This is a genomic window from Dankookia sp. P2 (genome assembly GCF_050632255.1).
GTDB lineage: Bacteria > Pseudomonadota > Alphaproteobacteria > Acetobacterales > Acetobacteraceae > Paracraurococcus.
The window spans coordinates 789,575-807,046 of the sequence record NZ_CP192581.1 but is presented as its reverse complement, the minus strand read 5'-3'; the positions used below and the strand labels follow the sequence as shown (position 1 = coordinate 807,046).

17 protein-coding genes, 1 other RNA gene and 6 pseudogenes are annotated in these 17,472 nt (G+C 73.2%); 12 read left to right on the top strand and 12 right to left on the bottom strand.

Annotated elements, in window-relative coordinates; genetic code table 11:
* Window positions 1–20 precede the first annotated feature (20 nt).
* A complete protein-coding gene (locus ACQ86J_RS04785; protein ID WP_431272799.1) occupies window positions 21–824 on the top strand; it encodes a hypothetical protein in 804 nt (267 codons plus the stop codon).
* 34 nt (window positions 825–858) lie between these two features.
* Here ACQ86J_RS04785 and ACQ86J_RS04780 read toward each other — a convergent pair whose 3' ends face one another.
* Window positions 859–1,797, bottom strand: a complete 939-nt coding sequence (locus tag ACQ86J_RS04780) for an AEC family transporter (protein WP_431270221.1) — start codon at window positions 1,795–1,797, stop codon at window positions 859–861.
* 90 nt (window positions 1,798–1,887) lie between these two features.
* Here ACQ86J_RS04780 and ACQ86J_RS04775 point away from each other — a divergent pair.
* The 7 genes and pseudogenes from ACQ86J_RS04775 to ACQ86J_RS04745 all read left to right on the top strand — a co-directional run bounded on the left by ACQ86J_RS04775 (window position 1,888) and on the right by ACQ86J_RS04745 (window position 7,091).
* Window positions 1,888–2,954: pseudogene (locus ACQ86J_RS04775) on the top strand (LLM class flavin-dependent oxidoreductase).
* Between the two features lie 255 nt (window positions 2,955–3,209).
* Complete coding sequence (locus tag ACQ86J_RS04770) at window positions 3,210–3,776, top strand: hypothetical protein (RefSeq protein WP_431270220.1); 567 nt, start codon at window positions 3,210–3,212, stop codon at window positions 3,774–3,776.
* Window positions 3,761–4,075 (top strand): TAXI family TRAP transporter solute-binding subunit, encoded by a 315-nt coding sequence (locus tag ACQ86J_RS04765; protein ID WP_431270219.1) that lies wholly within the window; start codon window positions 3,761–3,763, stop codon window positions 4,073–4,075. The genes ACQ86J_RS04770 and ACQ86J_RS04765 overlap by 16 nt, the downstream gene beginning before the upstream one ends.
* A gap of 77 nt (window positions 4,076–4,152) precedes the next feature.
* Window positions 4,153–4,890, top strand: a pseudogene (locus ACQ86J_RS04760) (TRAP transporter large permease subunit); the annotation flags it as partial.
* A gap of 79 nt (window positions 4,891–4,969) precedes the next feature.
* A pseudogene (locus ACQ86J_RS04755) lies at window positions 4,970–5,158 on the top strand (TRAP transporter large permease subunit); the annotation flags it as partial.
* A 106-nt stretch (window positions 5,159–5,264) separates the two neighbouring features.
* On the top strand, window positions 5,265–6,056 hold the full coding sequence (locus ACQ86J_RS04750) for a TRAP transporter large permease subunit (RefSeq protein ID WP_431270218.1): 792 nt from the start codon (window positions 5,265–5,267) through the stop codon (window positions 6,054–6,056).
* Window positions 6,057–6,062: 6 nt separating this feature from the next.
* Window positions 6,063–7,091: an amino acid ABC transporter substrate-binding protein gene (locus ACQ86J_RS04745; protein ID WP_431270217.1), complete on the top strand. Its 1,029-nt coding sequence runs from the start codon at window positions 6,063–6,065 to the stop codon at window positions 7,089–7,091.
* Between the two features lie 141 nt (window positions 7,092–7,232).
* Here the strand turns inward: ACQ86J_RS04745 and ACQ86J_RS04740 are convergent.
* Window positions 7,233–8,011: pseudogene (locus ACQ86J_RS04740) on the bottom strand (SDR family NAD(P)-dependent oxidoreductase).
* A 97-nt stretch (window positions 8,012–8,108) separates the two neighbouring features.
* Here ACQ86J_RS04740 and ACQ86J_RS04735 point away from each other — a divergent pair.
* Window positions 8,109–8,330, top strand: coding sequence for a hypothetical protein (locus ACQ86J_RS04735; RefSeq protein WP_431270216.1), 222 nt, complete (start codon window positions 8,109–8,111; stop codon window positions 8,328–8,330).
* On the opposite strand, the gene ACQ86J_RS04730 is transcribed toward ACQ86J_RS04735, so the two are convergent.
* On the bottom strand, window positions 8,331–9,263 hold the full coding sequence (locus ACQ86J_RS04730; RefSeq protein WP_431272294.1) for a lysine-2,3-aminomutase-like protein: 933 nt from the start codon (window positions 9,261–9,263) through the stop codon (window positions 8,331–8,333).
* A 161-nt stretch (window positions 9,264–9,424) separates the two neighbouring features.
* On the opposite strand from ACQ86J_RS04730, the pseudogene epmA reads away from it, so the two are divergent.
* Window positions 9,425–10,479 (top strand): annotated as a pseudogene (gene epmA, locus ACQ86J_RS04725) (EF-P lysine aminoacylase EpmA).
* Window positions 10,480–10,579: 100 nt separating this feature from the next.
* Here the strand turns inward: epmA and ACQ86J_RS04720 are convergent.
* The 9 genes and pseudogenes from ACQ86J_RS04720 to ACQ86J_RS04680 all read right to left on the bottom strand — a co-directional run bounded on the left by ACQ86J_RS04720 (window position 10,580) and on the right by ACQ86J_RS04680 (window position 16,554).
* Window positions 10,580–11,029, bottom strand: coding sequence for a DUF2171 domain-containing protein (locus ACQ86J_RS04720; protein ID WP_431270215.1), 450 nt, complete (start codon window positions 11,027–11,029; stop codon window positions 10,580–10,582).
* 49 nt (window positions 11,030–11,078) lie between these two features.
* Window positions 11,079–11,705: an FkbM family methyltransferase gene (locus ACQ86J_RS04715; protein ID WP_431272293.1), complete on the bottom strand. Its 627-nt coding sequence runs from the start codon at window positions 11,703–11,705 to the stop codon at window positions 11,079–11,081.
* A complete protein-coding gene (locus ACQ86J_RS04710; RefSeq protein WP_431270214.1) occupies window positions 11,618–12,772 on the bottom strand; it encodes a PhzF family phenazine biosynthesis protein in 1,155 nt (384 codons plus the stop codon). Before ACQ86J_RS04710 ends, ACQ86J_RS04715 begins: the two co-directional genes overlap by 88 nt.
* Window positions 12,762–13,423: pseudogene (thiE, locus tag ACQ86J_RS04705) on the bottom strand (thiamine phosphate synthase). Before thiE ends, ACQ86J_RS04710 begins: the two are co-directional and overlap by 11 nt.
* Window positions 13,424–13,492: 69 nt before the next feature.
* Window positions 13,493–13,714 carry a hypothetical protein gene (locus tag ACQ86J_RS04700; protein ID WP_431270213.1) on the bottom strand — a complete coding sequence of 74 codons (222 nt, stop codon included), beginning with the start codon at window positions 13,712–13,714 and terminating at the stop codon, window positions 13,493–13,495.
* Between the two features lie 5 nt (window positions 13,715–13,719).
* Window positions 13,720–14,361, bottom strand: a complete 642-nt coding sequence (locus ACQ86J_RS04695; protein ID WP_431270212.1) for an ADP-ribosylglycohydrolase family protein — start codon at window positions 14,359–14,361, stop codon at window positions 13,720–13,722.
* Window positions 14,362–14,623: 262 nt separating this feature from the next.
* Window positions 14,624–14,980, bottom strand: a complete 357-nt coding sequence (locus ACQ86J_RS04690) for a DUF4345 domain-containing protein (RefSeq protein WP_431270211.1) — start codon at window positions 14,978–14,980, stop codon at window positions 14,624–14,626.
* 101 nt (window positions 14,981–15,081) lie between these two features.
* Window positions 15,082–16,005, bottom strand: coding sequence for a class I fructose-bisphosphate aldolase (locus ACQ86J_RS04685; protein ID WP_431270210.1), 924 nt, complete (start codon window positions 16,003–16,005; stop codon window positions 15,082–15,084).
* Between the two features lie 63 nt (window positions 16,006–16,068).
* The gene (locus tag ACQ86J_RS04680) at window positions 16,069–16,554 is read right to left on the bottom strand and encodes a hypothetical protein (RefSeq protein ID WP_431270209.1); all 486 of its coding nucleotides are present in this window, start codon (window positions 16,552–16,554) and stop codon (window positions 16,069–16,071) included.
* A 349-nt stretch (window positions 16,555–16,903) separates the two neighbouring features.
* Here ACQ86J_RS04680 and ACQ86J_RS04675 point away from each other — a divergent pair, with 349 nt between their 5' ends.
* Together ACQ86J_RS04675 and ssrS are read left to right on the top strand one after the other, a co-directional pair.
* Window positions 16,904–17,239: a cell division protein ZapA gene (locus tag ACQ86J_RS04675; RefSeq protein ID WP_431270208.1), complete on the top strand. Its 336-nt coding sequence runs from the start codon at window positions 16,904–16,906 to the stop codon at window positions 17,237–17,239.
* Between the two features lie 60 nt (window positions 17,240–17,299).
* Window positions 17,300–17,454, top strand: a non-coding RNA gene (gene ssrS, locus ACQ86J_RS04670) — 6S RNA.
* Window positions 17,455–17,472 lie beyond the last annotated feature (18 nt).

Genomic DNA, 17,472 nt, shown 5'->3' with positions numbered 1-17,472 from the left:
ACTGGGCGCGGACCAACAAGGTGGACTACCGGCCCGTGGTCTTCGAGCAGAACGACGAGGCGCGGCGCAGCTACCTCGCCGGCCGCTGCGATGCCTATTCCACCGACGCCAGCCAGCTCGCCGGGCTGCGGTCCAGCTTCCCCAACCCGGAGGAGCACGTGATCCTGCCCGACATCATCAGCAAGGAGCCGCACGCCCCGGTGGTCCGGCACGGCGACGACCAGTGGTTCGACATCGTCCGCTGGACCTTCTTCGCCCTGCTGACCGCCGAGGAACTGGGCATCACCCAGGCCAATGTGGACGAGCAGCGCAGCGGCCAGAACCCGGAGGTGCGGCGGCTCCTGGGCCTGACCGGCGACCACGGGCCGCTGATGGGTCTGGACCGCGCCTGGGCCTACAACGCGATCAAGGCGGTGGGGGATTACGGCGAGGTCTTCGAGCGCAACCTCGGCATGGGCAGTGCGGTGAAGCTGCCACGCGGGCTGAACGACCTCTGGTCGCGCGGCGGAGCTGATGTACGCGCCGCCGGTGCGCTGAGCCGGGCGGGTCACCCCAGCTGGTCCATGAACCCGTCATCCGGCACCCGCAGCCGCTGCGGGCCCGGCGTCGGTGGCAACAGCCAGGCGGGGCGGGACGAGGATGGCTCCGCACCCGTGGCGCCGGGCCGAAATAGGGCAGGGCGTCGCCGGCGCTGGCGGCGGCCGGATAAGGGCCGGCGCAGCCGCCGAGGGAGCGGGGTCACGGCCATCATGGCCGCCAGGATCGCTATGCCGCGGGTCATGCGCCTTCTGCCCTACAGATCGCGAGGGGGACTGCGCAAGTGACGGAGCAGCGACCGAGGCGGCCCGGCCCTGGTCGTTACGGCACCGCGACGGGGCCGGTGAGCAGCCAGGCTGTCAGTGGGAAGGCGACCGAGGCGATGGCGGTGGAGAGCAGCACCACCGCCGAGACCGACTCCGCCCCGGTGTGGAAGCGCTGCGCCAGGACGAAGGCGTTGGTCGCGGTCGGCATCGCCGCCAGCATCACCCCGGCCTGGACCCAGAACAGCTCGAGGCCCAGCAGCGGCCCCAGCAGAAGCCAGGCCAGCAGCGGATAGACCGCCAGCTTGGCCGCGGTGGCCGCTCCGGCCGCCAGCACCAACCGACGATCGAGGCTGAGCCGCCCCAGCGTGCCGCCCAACGCGAAGAGCGCGGTCGGCCCGGCCGCGGCGCCAAGGAAGCCGAGGAAGCGCTCGACCGGGCCGGGGATGGCGAGGCCGAGGGCGCCGAGCACGGCGCCGCCCGAGATCGCCAGCAGCACCGGGTTCAGCAGCAGCGACCGCAGCACGCGGCCGAGCACCCCGCGCTCCCCCATCGGCGCCATCAGCACGCTGCCGAGGGCGATGACGATGGCGACCTCGGACATGATGGCCATGGCCACGGGGCCGGCGCCGCGCTCCCCCAGCAGCGGCAGCAGCAAGGGCGGGCCGAGATAGCCGACATTGCCCATGGCTGCCGACGCGGCGACGGCCGCGGCCTGGCCGCGCCGCCGCCCGGCCAGCAGCATCGCCCCCGCCATCGTCCCGAAGAAGACCAGGAGGCAGGCGCCGAGATAGCCGCCGAAGAAGCGTGGCTCGAAGCTTTGCGCCAGGGGCTGGGCGGCCATCAGCCGCAGCAGCATGGCCGGCAGAGCGAAGCTGAAGGCGAAGGTGCCGACCGCGTCGGTCACCGCCGGGGCGATGGTGCCGCGCCGCACGGCGACCCAGCCCAGGCCGACCACGGCGAAGATCGGCAGGCAGAGCGAGAGGAACCCGAGCACCCGGCCACCATAGCGGGTGCCAGCGGCAGCGCCAGCTTGCGCGCGCCATCCGGTCGGGCTTGGCTGACGCCAAAGCACGGAGGAACAGCCATGGAATTCGGGATCGCCATGCCGACGGATGCCGAGAGCTGGCGCCTCGCGGAACGGGCCGAGGCGCTCGGCTTCCGCTCCGCCTGGTTCTACGACACCCAGATGCTGAGCGCCGACTGCTTCGTGGCGATGGGCGCGGCGGCGATGAAGACCAGCCGCATCCGGCTCGGCACCGGGGTGCTGATCCCTCCAACCGCATCGCCGCTGTCACCGCCAACGCCTTCGCCACGCTGAACAAGCTGGCGCCGGGCCAGGTCGACATGGGGCTCGGCACCGGCTTCACCGGGCGGCGGGCGATGGGGCTAGGCGCCATGTCGCTGAAGGATTTTGCCGAATACATCCGGGTGATGCTCGCCCTGCTGCGCGAGGAGACGGTCGAGACGCAGATCGAGGGCGAGCGGCGGAAGATCCGGCTGCTCAACCCCGATCTCGGGCTGATCGACACGCGGACGCCGATGCGGCTGCACCTGGCCGCCGCCGGGCCGCGGGCCCGGGCATTGACCGCCAGGCTCGGCGCCGGCTGGATCAACTTCTTCTCCGACGTCCCGGCCGCCATCGCCATGCTGGGCGAGATGCGCGGGGCCTGGGAGGCCGCCGGCCAGGCCGCGCCGCTCGAGGCCACCGCCTTCGTGCTCGGCTGCGTGCTGCAGGACGGCGAGCCCTATGACAGCCCGCGCGCCGTCGCCCAGGCCGGGCCGCGCGCCGCGGTGCTGCTGCACCGCGCGGCGGACGAGGTGCTGTCCGGCCTGCCCAACATCTCCCCGGTGCCCGAGAGCTGCCGCGAAGCGGTCGAGGGCTATGTCGCGCTGGCCCGGGACCTTCGAGCCGAAGGACGCCCCCTGGCTCGAGAACCACCGCGGCCACCTGATGTTCGTCAAGCCGGAGGAACGGCCCTTCGTCACCGGGGAGATGATCCGCATCAGCAGCTTCACCGCGACCGAGGCCAGCTGAAGCGCCGCATCGGCGACCTGCGGGACGCCGGCTACACCGAGTTCACCGTGCAGATCGTCCCGGGCCAGGAGGCGGCGATCGAGGATTGGGGCCGGATCATGCGGGCCTTCCGCTAGCCTGCGACCGTCCTGGGTGGAAACACTCGGGGCGTGGATGACCGGCGCGAGCAAAGCCGGCCGGCCCGGTTGCCGGCTGGCCCGCCGCACCGCAATATCCGCGCGGACCAACCGGGAGATTCTGGCCGATGAGCATTCTCTGGACGCGGCGCGTCCTCGCCGGCGGCCTGCTCGCCGCCCCCTTCGTCCGCGTGGCGTCGGCGCAGCAGAGCCTCCGAATGGGTCGCGGGCTCGCTCGGCGGCGGCTGGTACACCATGGCGGCCGGCCTCTCCTCCCTCATCAAGGACGAGAACCCGGACATCCAGATCCGCGTCGTCCCGGGCGGCGGCCTGGCCAATGCCACAGGGGTCAACCGCAACACCTCGCCGATCGGCTGGGGCATCGACGCCTTCGCCGCCTCGGCCCGCCGCGGCGAGGATCCCTACAAGGAGGCGCATGCGGCGCTGCGCTGCCTCGGCAGCGGCTATTCGCCGACCGAGCACCACCTGCTGCGCCGCGCCGATGGCGGTCCGGAGGACATGAAGTCCATCCTGACCATGAAGGGGCTGAAGATCGCCTGCCCGCAGCGCTCCTCGACCGACGAGATGACGCTGCAGCGCATCCTGAAATTCCTACGGCACCAGCCCCGAGCGCATCCGCGCCGAGGGCGGCACCTACCTGAACGGCAGCTATGCCGATATCGGCGCCGCCTTCACCGACGGACAGGTGGACTACCTCTATGCCGCGCTGGCCCGCCCGGCGGCGATCTTCACCGAGATCGCGCAGGGCCGCCGCGGCGGCCGGCTAGTGGCCTTCCCCGAGGATCGTGCGGAAGCACCTGATCGACACCTACGCCTATGCCGAAGGCGTCCTGCCGGCCGCGACCTACCCGGCGCTGCAATCCGGCGACGTGCCCGTCACCACCATGGACAGCGTCATCCTGGTGCATGAGAGCCTGCCCGAGGAGGTGGCGCAGAAGATCACCGCCACGCTGATCCGCAACAAGGGCCAGCGGCTGGTGAACATCCATGCCAGCATGGGCGCCTGGGACCCGGCGACCTCCTGGAAGTACCAGGGCCTTCCGCTGCATCCTGGGGCGATCAAGGCCTTCCGGGGCGCCGGCGTGATGCCGGCCGCCTGACGCGCGCGGGGGCGGCCCGGCGCCGCCCCGTCGCGCGAGAGGAGCACACGGCCCCGCGACCCCTTGCAGGATTCCCCATGCGCGACCTGGCCGTGCCGCTGAAGCTTGCCCTGACGCTCTGGATGGCCGCCGCCGCGGCCATCCACCTCTATTTCGGCGGCTTCGGCTTCCCCGAGCCGATCACCATGCGGGGCTTCCACCTGCTGGTCTTCGTGCCGCCGCTCTTCCTGCTGTACCCGGCGCGCAAGTCTTCGCCCATGCGCCGCCCCAGCCTGCCGGACTGGGCCTGGGCCCTGGCCGCCGCGGCGCCGCATGCCTGGGTGATGTGGAACTGGGACGTCGTCTCGGACCGCATGGAATATGTCGATCCCTTCTCGCCGGCGATGATGGTGCTGGCGGTGCTGGCGATCGTGACCCTGCTGGAAGCCACGCGGCGCGCGGTCGAGGTCGGGCTGGCCTGGATGATCATCATCTCCCTGGCCTACATGGAGTGGGGCTGGCTGATCCCCGGCGTGCTGAACTCGCGCCCCTTCACTCCGGCCGAGATCCTCGAGGCCTCCTGGCTGGTGCCGACCGCGGGCGGGGTCTACGGGCCGCTGACCGGCATCGTCGCCACCACCATCGCGGTCTTCATCGTCTTCGGCAGCTTCATGCAGGGCAGCGGCACGGGGCGGCTGTTCAGCAATCTCGGCGCCGCCGCGGCCGGCCGCTTCACCGGCGGGCCGGCCAAGGTCGCGGTCATCACCTCCGGCCTCTTCGGCACGATGAGCGGCTCCTCCGTCTCCAACGTCATCACCACCGGCGCCATGACCATCCCGCTGATGACCCGCATCGGCTACCGGCCTGCGGTCGCCGGCGGGATCGAGAGCGCCGGCCTCGGTCGGCGGCGCGCTGATGCCGCCGGTGATGGGCGCCGCGGCCTTCGTCATGGCCGAGATCACCAACATCCCCTATGCGCAGATCGTCGTCGCCGCGGCGATCGGCGCCGTCCTCTACTACTTCGCCATCCTGGTCGCGGTGCATGTCGAGGCGAAGAAGGCCGGCATGGCGCCGATGGCCGCCGCCGATATCCCGCCCTGGCGGGAGGTGGCGCAGGACGCCCATCTGGTGATCCCGATCGCCCTCCTCGTCTGGCTGATGATGGACCGCTGGTCTCGGCAACTACGCCGCCTTCTGCGCCACCATCGCCATGGTGGTCGTGGCGGCGCTCCGCCGCCGCACCCGCATGGGCTGGCGGCAGGTGCTGGAGAGCCTGGCGAATGCGGGCCAGACCATGGCGCCGCTGGCGGTCTCCATCGCCGGCGCCGGCATCGTCGTCTCGGCGCTGACCGCGACGGGGATGGTCGTGGCGCTCGGCGGCATCATCAAGGACCTCGCAGGCGGCAGCCTGCCGCTGCTGCTGGTGCTGCTGGCGGCGACGGTGCTGGTGCTGGGGATGGGGCTACCGACGACGCCCTCCTACATCATCGCCGCCGCCATCGGCGTGCCGCAGATCCTCGACCTCGGCAGCGTGGCGCTCGGCGTCCCGCCGCAGGAGCTGGTGCTGCCGGCGCATCTCTTCATCTTCTACTTCGCCGTGCTGGCGGACGCCTCGCCGCCCGTGGCGGCGGCCGCCTTCGCCGCGGCGGCGATCGCCCGCGCCTCGCCGCTGGTGACCAGCATCCATGCGACGCGGCTCGGCATCGCCGGCTTCACCGTGGGCTTCGCCTTCCTCTACGACCCGGGGATCATGCTGCGCGGCGGGCTGTCGGCGATCGTGGTCGCCACCGCCATCCAGGCGACGGCGCTGACCGCGCTCTGCGCCGCCTATGCGGGCTACCTGCTGCGGCCGATCGGGCCGGTGCTGCGCCTGGCGCTGGCCCTGGCCGGGGCGGCGGCGGCCTTCTGGCACGGCATCCCCGACCTGCTGCGGCTGGCCGCCGCCGCTGGGGCGCTCGGCGGCCTGGCTACGCTGCAACTTGCCCGTCGGCATGAGGGATAAAGAGCGATGCTGAAATCCATGGCCGTGGCGCTCGGCCTGCTGCTAGCGGGCGGCGCTGCGGCGCAGACGGTAGCGCCGCCCGGCCCGACGCTCTCGGCGGTACGGGCGCGGGGCGCGCTGTCCTGCGGCATCTCCACCGGCGACCCGGCCTGGAGCGCGCCCGACAGCCGCGGCGAATGGCAGGGCATGGATGCCGACATCTGCCGCGCCGTCGCCGCCGCGACGCTCGGGGATGCATCGAGGCTGGTCTGGCAGCACCTGACCGGGCAGAACCGCTTCCCCGCCCTCGTCACCGGCCAAGTCGAGGTGCTGACCCGCACCACCACCTGGACCTTCATGCGCGACGCGACGCTCGGGCTGAACTTCACCGCGCCGAATTTCTACGACGGCCAGGGCTTCCTGGTGCGCGCCAACAGCGGCATCACCGCGGCGAGGCAGCTCGACGGCGCCAGCATCTGCTTCGTCTCGGCCAGCACGCACGAGCTGAACCTGGCGGACTGGTCGCGCGCGCAGAAGCTGCGCTTCACCCCGGTGATCTTCGCCGACAAGGACGAGGCGCGCCGCGCCTACGAGGCCAATCGCTGCGACAGCTATACCGGCGATGCCAGCCAGCTCGCCGCCATCCTGGCCGGCTTCCCCGACCGTGCGGCGCATGTGCTGCTGCCCGACCGGATCAGCAAGGAACCCTATGCGCCTTCGGTCAAGCAGGGCGACGACCAGTGGTTCGACATCGTGCGCTACGTGATCTTCGGCCTGGTCGAGGCCGAGGAGCTCGGCGTCACCCGCGCCAATGCCGACCAGCTGCTGGCCGAGAGCCCGAGCCCGCCGGTGCAGCGGCTGCTGGGGAAGACCGGCGACCTTGGCCCGGCGGTCGGCCTCGACCGCGCCTGGATGCTGAACGCGATCAAGGCGGTGGGCAATTACGGCGAAATCTACGAGCGGCACCTGGGGAAGGACAGCGCCGTGCAGCTGCCGCGCGGGCTGAACGAGCTGTGGTCGCGTGGCGGGCTGATGATCGCGCCGCCGATGCGGTAGAAGGCATTCTCCCTCGTGGGACGCAGGCGTCCAATCCCTCGTCCATGTCGGTGAGTCGGTATCTGCCGCGCGGCGGGTCCCCGGCTCACAGAGAGGAAGGGAGGCGCTTGGGGAGGAAATTCTTTTCCTCCCCGACCTTGCCTACAGGTTCCGCCGCGCCTGCCGCAGCGTCGGCAGCCCGATCCCCGCCGCATCGAACCCGCCATCCACCGCGATCTCCTGCCCCGTCAGGTAGCTGGCGCGGTCGGAGCAGAGGAAGACGATCACCTCCGCCAGCTCCTCCTCAGCCCGTAGCGCGCCAGCGGGATGGCGTCGTGGTAGTCGGCGCGGATCTCCGGCGTGTGTACCGCCTTGGCCATCGCCGTCTCGACCGGGCCGGGCGCCACCGCATTCACCCGGATGCCGAGCGCGGCGAGTTCCACCGCCTGCTGCCGGGTCAGGTGCGCCAGCGCCGCCTTGCTGGTGCCGTAGGCGACCCGCAGCGTGGAGGCGCGCAGGCCCGAGATCGAGGTGACGTTCACCACCGCGCCGCCGCCGCCCTCCGCCATGACCGGCGCCGCCGCCTGGGTGGTCAGGAAGGGCCCAGTCAGGTTGACCGAGAGCACGCGGTTCCATTCCTCCGGCGTCGTCTCCAGCAGCGGCTTGAACACCGCGGTGCCGGCATTGTTCACCAGCGCGTCCAGCCGGCCGAAGCGCGCCGCGGCGCCCTGCACGGCGGCGGCGACCGCGGCGGCATCGGCCACGTCGCAATGCAGCGCCAGCGTCCGCTCGGGCGCGCCGAGGCCCGCCACCGCCGCCTCGGCCAGCGCCGCATCGATGTCGAGCAGCGCGACGCGCCAGCCATCGCCCAGGAAGCGCCGCGCGGTGGCCAGGCCGATGCCGCGCCCCGCGCCGGTCACCAGCGCAACCCTGCTCTCCATCCTCGTCTCCCGCCTGCGGTCTGGCGGCGCAGCTATGGCAAATCGGCACCCGGCACAACCTGTGGACACCTGCCCTCCGGCATGCTGGTTTGACGGCATGCAGAATGTTTCCGATCGCGCCGTCGCATTGTTCTGGCTCGCCTCGGGTGCCCTGGTCGGTGCCGGGCTGGCGGGCGAGGCCCAGGCCTCGGCCGGCCTCGTCGCCGCCTCCATGGCGCTGGCCTGCACCGCGCTGCGCGACATCGAGATGCGGCGGCAGATGGCGCGCGAGCGGCGCAACGACATCCCGCCGCTGCGTTTCGTCGATACGCTGGGGTAGCTACCTCGCGTTGGCGCCCCATTCCGGCCCGAGCGGCACCTTGCCGCCGCCGGCCGGCCGTTCCTGCACATAGGTCGGCCAGGCCAGGCCGGTGACCCGGCCGCGCAGCGCCCGCAGCAGCGCGCGGCCCTCCTCGACCGGCACGGCGAAGCGGGCGGTGCCGGGGGCGGGGTCGAGCTGGTGCAGGTAGTAGGGCTTGATGCGAGCCCGCAGCATGGCGCGGAACAGCGCCTCCAGCGCCTCGGCGCTGTCGTTCACGCCGCGCAGCAGCACGCTCTGGCCGAGCAGCACCACCCCGGCGCGGCTCAGCCGTGCCAGCGCCGCGCTCGCATCGGCGGTGAACTCCCGCGCATGGTTGGCATGCACGCAGAGATAGAGCGGCTTGCCCAGGTCCAGCGCTGCGGCCAGTGCCGGCGTCACCAGCCCGGGTGCTGCGACCGGCACGCGGGAATGGATGCGCAGCACCTCGAGATGCGGCAGCGCCGCAAGCCGGCCGAGGATCGCCCCGAGCCGCCGCGGCGAGAGCATCAGCGGGTCGCCGCCGGTCAGGATCGCCTCCCGCACCGCGGGCGTCCGGGCGAACCAGTCGAGCGCCGCCTCGAGCTCCGCCTCCGACAGCAGCCCGCCATTTGGGCCCACCGCCTCGCGCCGGAAGCAGAAGCGGCAATAGACCGGGCAGGCGAGCAGGGGCTTCAGCAGGGCGCGGTCGGGGTAGCGGTGGACCACGCCCGTCACCGGGGTAAAGGGGGCGTCGGCGGTGGGGTCGTCCAGCTCGTGCGGCCCGGTCAGCAGCTCGGCGGCGTCTGGGATGTACTGCCGGGCGATCGGGTCGGCGGGATCGGCCGGGTCGATCAGCGCCGCCATCGCCGGGGTCACGGCGATGCTGTAGCGGGCGGCGACCGCCTCCGCCCCCGGCAGCGCCCCGGCCGGCAGCAGCCCGGCGGCGTGCAGCGCGCGCGGCGAGGTCAGGGTGCAGGGTAACGCGGGGCGGTGCGCCGTCGGGCATGGTGGGCGGGGGTATAGGGCATGGCCGCGCCGCCTGGAACGCCGGCCTGGGGCAGGGGCGCGCGCGCGCGCCGTGGCATGATGCCGGCATGTCCCCGACCCCGACGCCGACCCCCGTCTGGCACCCCGAGAGCCTCGCCGCCCGGCTGCCCTTCCTCCGCCGCCGCGCCGAGCTGACCGCCGCCACCCGCGCCTTCTTCGCCGCGCGCGGCTACCAGGAGGTCGAGACCCCCTGCCTGGTCCCGGTGCCGGGGATGGAGGTCCACCTGCAGGCCTTCCGCAGCGAATACCACCCGCATCTCGGGGTGGGGGCGGCCCGGACGCTCTGGCTGCGCACCTCGCCTGAGCTCGCCCTGAAGCGCCTGCTGGTCGCCGGCGCCGGGCCGGTCTTCGAGCTCGCCCGGGTCTGGCGCAACGGCGAGGCGAGCCCGCGCCACGCCCCGGGATCCACCATGCTGGAATGGTACCGCCCCGGCCTCGGCTTCGCCGGCATGCTGGCAGAAACCGAGGATTTCGTCCGCGCGGTCTGCCCCGCCGTGGTCGGCCATGCCGGCGTGGTCACCGACCTCTCGCTGCCCTTCGAGCACATCACCATGGCCGAGGCGTTCCGGAGGTGGTGCGGCGGGCTCGACCTGCTGGCCACCGTGACGCCGGAGGGGCAGGGGATGCCGCCGCGCTCCGCGCCGCCGCGGCCGCCATCGGCACCCCGCCGCGGGAGGGCGAGGGCTGGGAGGACCTGTTCTTCCGGCTGCTACTGGAACGGGTGGAGCCGCGCCTCGGCCGCGACCGCGCCACCTTCCTGACCCATTGGCCGGCACCGCAGGCGGCGCTGGCCCGGCGCGACCCGGAAGACCCGCGCGCCGCGCTGCGCTTCGAGCTGTTTGCCGCCGGGATCGAGCTGGCCAATGCCTTCGACGAGCTGACCGACCCCGTGGAGCAGCGCGCCCGCTTCGTGGCCGATGTTGCCGCCCGCCGCGCCATCCATGGCGCCGAGGGCTGGGACGTGGACGAGGAGTTCCTGGCCGCGCTCGAGCACGGCATGCCGGAGGGCAGCGGCATCGCCCTCGGCTTCGACCGTTTGGCGATGCTGGCCGCGGGCGCGCGCTCGGTCAGCGACGTGCTGTGGCTGCCCTTCGTCCCATGAGGCCGCCAAGTGTCGGCGGCGTCCCTGGCAGGGCCGGTGGCCCGGCGCCGCCGGTGCAGGTCGGCCGAGGGCAGCGCCGGCGGCAACCCGCCGCTCGCCCCTAGCTCCGGCGCGGGGCGTCCGTCCCCGGCGCGACCTGGCCCGGCGAACCCGAGGAGGGCAGGCTTTCCTGGGGGTGCTGCGGCGTGCCCCTCGGCCCGTGCGCCTGCGCCCGGCTGCCATGCGGGCCGCCGCCGCCGCTGTCGGGCTGGCCGAATCCGCGCCGCCCGTCCGGGTCCATGGTCATCCGCCGCTGTGCCTCGTCCTCGTCGAGCGCGGCGTCCTCGGCCTGCGCCGCCGGGACCGAGAGCCGCACCACGCCACCATCCAGCCCGGCCACCAGCGTCGCCGGGATCCAGCGGTGCCGCCCGCCGGAGGCGTCGTCGCTGCGCATCAGCTTGATGAAGTCGCCATCCAGGTGGTCCACCGTGCCGACCGGGCGGCCGTCGCTGCCCACCACCGGCATGTGGGCCCGGATCTCGCCGTGTTTGGCGCCTTCCGCGTTGACCATCCTGTCCCCTCCTCGTCGTCCCGGGAGAACGGCGCGGCGGGGGCGGGGTTCAGCCGGCCTCGGCGGCCCGGAGCGCCGCCAGCATCGCCGGCGCCGCTTCCCGCGGCAGGAAGTAGAAGACGAAGACATAAGGGTCGGAGGCCTCGAAGACCGCCGGGTTCGGGCTGGCGCGCTGCATCGTCGCGCGGTCGAACCCGGCCATCGGCCGCCAGTCGCCCCAATGCTCCCAGAACGCGTCGTAGCCCAGCGCGTCGAGAAAGGCGGGAACCGCCCAGGTGGAGCCGGGCCGGTGCCGCTCCTCGATCTCGATGGACAGCACCGGGCGGCAGCGCAGCAGGGTCTCGCGCGCGCCGCGCAGCACCTCGTACTCGCCGCCCTCGGCATCGAGCTTCACGGCGGTGAGGTCCGCGATGCCGAAGCCGTCGAGACAGCGCATCGGCACGGCGTGGCGCTGTTCCGAGACGCGGGGGTCGAGCCCGGCATAGCCCTTGGCCGTGCTCGCCCATTGCTCCTGCGGCACGCCGTCCAGCACCGGCAGGGTCAGGGTGATCTCGCCCTCGGCATCGCCCAGCGCCTCCGGCCGCAGCGTCACGTTCGGCAGCGTGCCGGCGGCGGCCCGCAACCGGGCGAAGGCGCTCGGCAGCGGCTCGAAGGCCAGCACGCGGCCGCCGGGCAGGCCGGCGAAGGGCAGGGTGAAGGCGCCGTCATGCGCGCCGACATCCAGCAGCGTGCCGGGCCGGTGCAAGGTCCGGTGAAAGCCGAGTTCGTCCATGCCGCGCAGTCTCCCCGGCGGCAGGCTGCGGCCACCCGGCCGCCCTGTCCAGCGCCGGCCGCGCCATGGCCGGCGCGGCGCCGGCCCTCAGCCCAGGCTGATCCGCCCCTCCGAGACCGACACCACCCCGCCGCCGACCGCGGCGCGGATCGCCCCGCGGCGTCGCGCCAGGCGCGGAGCGTCAGCCGCGACGGCCGGCCCATCTCGACGCCCTGCTCGACCTCGAGCGCCAGGCGGTCGCCGCCGGCGGCCTGCAGCAGCAGCCCGGCCAGGCCGAGATTGGCGGCCCCCGTGGCCGGGTCCTCCGGCACGCCCACCAGCGGGCCGAACATGCGGGCGCGGCGGCGGCCGTCCGGCAGGGCGACGTGCAGATGCAGGCCGATGCAGGCGCTGGCCGGCAGATGCGCCCGGAAGGCCGCGGTGTCGGGCGTCGCCTCGGCCAGGGCGCCGAGATCGGCGAGTTCGGCGAAGGCCATGGTGCCGCCGCAGCCACCGATCGCCGGGGCATGCGCCGTGGTCTGCACCGCGGCGACGGGCAGGCCGATGCAGGCGGCGATGGCCTCCGGCGCCAGTGCCGCGCTGGTCGCATAGGGCAGCGGCGCCTCGATCTCGGCGGCAGCGACCTGCCCGGCGGCATCCCGTCCGAGCCGCGCCACCACCCGCCCCGCCGCCTGGTCGAGCACGACGGTCTCGCCCGCAAGGCCGCGCCGCCGCGCCAGCATCACCGCGGTGCCGACATTGGGATGGCCGGCGAAGGGCAACTCGGCGCCCGGGGTGAAGATGCGGATGCGGGCATCGGCGCCCGCGGCTTCGGCGGGCAGGACGAAGACGGTCTCGGAAAGGTTGAACTCCCGCGCCACCCGCTGCATTGCCGTACCGTCGAGCGCTTCGCCGCCATGGACCACGGCCAGCGGGTTGCCGCCGAAGCGGCGGTCGGTGAAGACGTCGCAGGTCTCGGATTCAAGGCGCATCCGGCACCTCCCGCGGCGCCGCGGCGATCGCCGCGTTCATCGCGCGGACGCCGGCCGCGGGACCCGCCGGGTGGTTCCAGACCGCGCCGACCACGGCCAGGAAATCCGCTCCCGCCGTGACCAGCGGCGCGCAATTGGCCGCGGTGATGCCGCCGATCGCCACGCTCGGCACGGTGAAGACGTCCGACCACCATTCCAGCAGGCCGATCTCGGCGCGGTGCGAGGCGTCCTTCGTCGTGGTCGGGAAGAAGGCGCCGAAGGCGACGTAGTCCGCCCCCATCTCGCCCGCCTTCATCGCCAGGTGGCGGCTGTCATGGCAGGTGATGCCGAGGATCTTGCCGGCCAGCAGCATACGCGCCCCGGCATGGTCGCCGTCGGATTGCCCCAGATGCACGCCGTCGCAGTCCATCTCGGCCGCCAGGACGGCGTCGTCGTTCAGGATGAAGGCGACGTCGCGCGCCTGGGCGATGGGCATCAGCGTCTCGATGGCGCGGCGGACGTCATCCGGGGCCGCGTCCTTCAGCCGCAGCTGCAGGCAGGCCACGTCGCCGGCATCGAGCGCCGCGGCGAGCCGGTCGGCGAAGTCGGCCGGCAGGACCGGGGGGTGATGAGGTAGAGGCGGCAGGGGTCTTCGGCGGGGTCTTCTGACATGCCGGAGAGATGGCGCGGCGCGGCGGGTTTGGGAAGCGCCGGGCGCGGCGACACGCGCCGGGCACAGGTCTAGCCGCGCGGCCCCGCCGCCACGATCGGCAGTCCGAAGGCCGCGGCGAGACGGCGGTCGAGCCTCTCCAGCCGCGGCCGGCCATGCTCGCCGGCCTCCAGTCCCTCGGTCAGCGCCGGTGGCAGGTCGCGCGCCATGGCCGGGCAGACGGCAGCGGCGGCCATGGCGATCGCCGCGACCGTGTCGGTGTCGCCGCCCCGCGCCACCGTCAGCATCAGCACCTCCGTCAGGCTGCGCGCATCCAGCAGAACGCCGAGCGCGGCGCGGGCGATCTGCTCCCCTTCGGCCCGGCACGGCCGCGATGCGGCCGCTGCCAGTCCACCGCCGGGACATGCGCGGCGAGGAAGGCCGGCAATTCCGCGACCGGCCCCAGCCCGTAGGCCTGGTGGTGCACCATCAGCGCCGCGCCCTGCGCCGCGCCGGTGCCGCCCGGGCTGTCATGGGTGATCCGCGCCTGGGTGGCGGCGACCGCCAGCACCGCCGGGATGCTGGGCAGCAGCCCGACCGACCCGGCCCGCATCGCCGCGCCGCTCTTGTCCGAATGCGGCCGCAGCGAGGCGAGGAACCCGGCGCCGTCCGCCGCGCCTTCCAGCACCGAGCGGAAGCCATGCGCATAGCCGTGCCGCGGGTCGCGCTTGAAGGTCGCCAGGATCGCCGCGCCGAAGTCGAGCGGCGCGGTGGTTCCGGCCAGCAGGCATTCGGCAACGGCGATGCTGCACTGCGTGTCGTCGGTATAGTCGCCGGGCCGCTTGTTGGCGTGCCTGCGGTGCTTCACGTAGCGGCTGGCGTCGTTCGGCCGCCCGTCTGAGGGCGGGTCGTATTCGAAGCCGGCCCCATAGGCGTCGGCGATGGCGATCTCGAGCAGCATGGGATGGGCCTGTGGACGGCGTGGCCGGTGCGGCCACGCGATGGACAGGGTCGGGTCCGGGGCGTGGCGCTGGCCCGCCATGCCCGGCACGGCGCATCACCGCCGGCTTTTGCAGCCCGTGGCTTGTCGCATCGCCGGACGCCGCGCCCGTTCGGCGCGATCCCGAGCCCCGTGGCGCGACGGCGCGGCGGGCGAGGGGGCAGGGCAGGGCGGACGGTGTCCATGTCGCGTCGGTATCACACCGCAACGAGATGCGGAAGCCTCACATCCTCCGCCGCGACCAGAGCCACAGCGACGGCACCACGCCGAGCTCCATCCCGAGCGCCGCGACATGCGGCGAGGGCGGGGCGCCGTCCAGAAGCATCCCCAGCAGCCGCGCAAGGCCGCCGACCACCACCATGGCGCAGAGCGCGGCGAAGATGCGCCGCCGCTCGCGCAGCGCGCCGGCGCACCACCAGGCGAGGCCGCCAAGGCCGAGCAGCAGGCCGGAGAGGTAGCGCAGGTGGCTCGCCGTCGCCGGTCCCGCGGGCTCGCCGAGGAAGCCGGGCCCGAGCAGCGCCCCGAGGCCGCCGGCGAGGATCGGGACCAGGGCGGCGAGGCGGATCGCAAGCGGAAGCATGGCGGCGTTACGGGCAGGTTGAGGCCGTGGATGCGGGCCCCCATGAAAAATGGCCGGCCCCGGAGGGCCGGCCATGCGTTCCGCCCGACGCTGCGGCGGGTTCAGCCGACCGGAGTCTTGTAGATGTCGATGATGCCGTTCAGCAGCTTCAGCGCCTCGGCCTTCGGCCGCTGGAAGGCGTTGCGGCCCATGATCGAGCCGTTGCCGCCGGCGGCATGGATCGAGCGCACCTCGGCCAGGATGTCGTCCATCCCCTTGGCCTCGCCGCCCGAGAAGACCACCAGCCGGCGGCCGCCGAAGCAGGCCTGGACCACGTGCTTGAAGCGCGCCACCGGGTCGTTCACCTCGACCGGGTACTTCTGGTAGGTCGACTTCGCCGCTTCCAGGCTGATCGCGCTGGTCGGCGGCTTCACCTTGATGATGTGGGCGCCGACGAGGGCCGCCATGTGCGCGGCATAGGCGCAGATGTCGAGCGCGGTCTCGCCGGTCTTGTCCAGCATCGGGCCGCGCGGATAGGACCAGACGACGACGGCGAGGCCGGCCGCCTTCGCCTCCTCCGCCATCTCGCGCAGTTCCTCGATCATCTCGAACTGGTACTCGGAGGACGGGTAGATGGTGAAGCCGATCGCCGAGCAGCCGAGCCGGAGCGCATCGGCGACGCTGCCGGTGACGCCCTGGTCCTTGGTGGTGGACAGGCTGTTGCTGCTGTTGACCTTCAGGATGGTCGGGATGGCGCCGGCATAGGTGGCGGCACCCGCCTCGATCATGCCGAGCGGCGCGGCATAGGCGTTCAGCCCGGCTTCGAGCGCCAGCTCGAACAGGTAGCGCGGGTCATAGGCCGCCGGGTTCGGCGCGAAGCTGCGGGCCGGGCCGTGCTCGAAGCCCTGGTCGACCGGCAGGATCACCACGCGGCCGGTGCCGCCGAGCTTCCCCTCCATCAGGATGCGGGCGAGGTTCGCCTTGGTCCCGGGATTGTCGCTCTCGTACCAGGAGAGGATCTCTTTCACCTTCGGGGTGAGCTGCATGGGGTTTCCCTTTCGTGGCGACCGGTCCGGTGCGGCGGGATTTAGCGCGAGGTTGCCAAGCTGTCACCCGGTGGCATCGGCCCCGCCAGTCAACCAGGCCGCGAGCTTGGCCCGCGCACCCTCTCGTGACAGGTCGAGCGGGCCCAGATCCAGCGAGGCCGGCCGCACCCCGCGCAGCCGGCCGCCCAGCGTCGCCGCGGCGGCCGCGACCTGGGCGAAGGCCGGGCAGGCCGAATCGAGCACCAGGTCGCGCAGCCCCGCCCGCAGCGCCGCCAAGGCCTGTCCGGGCGCGTCGGCGCAGTCGAGCACGGGCTTGTGTGGCACGTCCGGCACCGCCTTTGCGGCCGCCGCGACCAGCGCGCGGAACCAGTCCGGTCCGAGGAATCCCGCGGCCCCGGGCGACGAAAGCAGCAGCACGCCGCGGTTTCCCGCCAGCCGCAGCGCCAGCGCGGCCTCGGCCGGCGCATGCACCGTCACCGCCGGCGGATCGCCGCAAGCGGCCTCGCTTTCCGGCGGGTGGCGCCGGCGTTGACCCGTCCCGGTCGCCATGCCAAGCCTTGCAGCACGCCCGGAATCCCGCGTCCAGCGCGGCCGGCGACGGCAGTTGCGGGAGCGGCATGAGCGAGGATGTGAGGGACCCGGTGGCGATGGCGGCGGCCAGGCTGGAATCCGCCGTCGAGGCGTTGGTCGGCGTGTTGAGCCGCTCCCGGCCGCCGGCCCCCATCCAGGGCGACGAGGCGGACATGGTCCCCCGCGCCGAGGTCGCCGCCATGGCGGAACGGCTGGACGCCACCATCGCCCGCCTGCGCCTGGCGCTGGCCGATGAGCTGCGTGCCGGCGACGCCCAGGGCGAGCTCCCGGCCGGCGATCCGGGCGACGAAAGCCGAGGGAATAGCGCGTGGGTCAGGTCACCGTCCGGGTCAATGGCTACCAGCACACCATCGGCTGCAAGGATGGCGAGGAGCAGCACGTCACCGACCTGATCGCGCAGATCGAGGAAAAGGTGCGGCTGATCCGCGCCATGGGCGGTCAGTTCTCGGAATCCCGCATGCTGCTGCATGTCGCCCTGCTGCTGGCCGACGAGGGCGGCGACCTGCGGAGCGAGCTGGCCCGCGCCCGGGCCGGCATCGCCCCGCCGCCGGCGGCGGCCCAGCCGGACCCGCAGCTGGCGGAACGCCTGGCCCGCATCGCCGAGCGGATCGAGGGCCTGGCCCAGACGCTCGACCGCGGCTGAGGGCGGAGGTTTTTCCCGCGACCGCTGGTTCGCCGGCCGCGCCCGCCCTATATGACCGGGGCGGGGCTGCCCGGTACGTCAGGCAATTCATCCCCAGGGCCAATAAGCATCCTCCGGGAGCTGGCTCTGTCCGGATCTTGGTCCGGGTATCTGGTGCCCACCTGCATTAGCAGGCCTTGGGAGGATGATAGGCCGACGGCCATGGTGGCTCCGCACTCCCCTCCGCCCCCTTC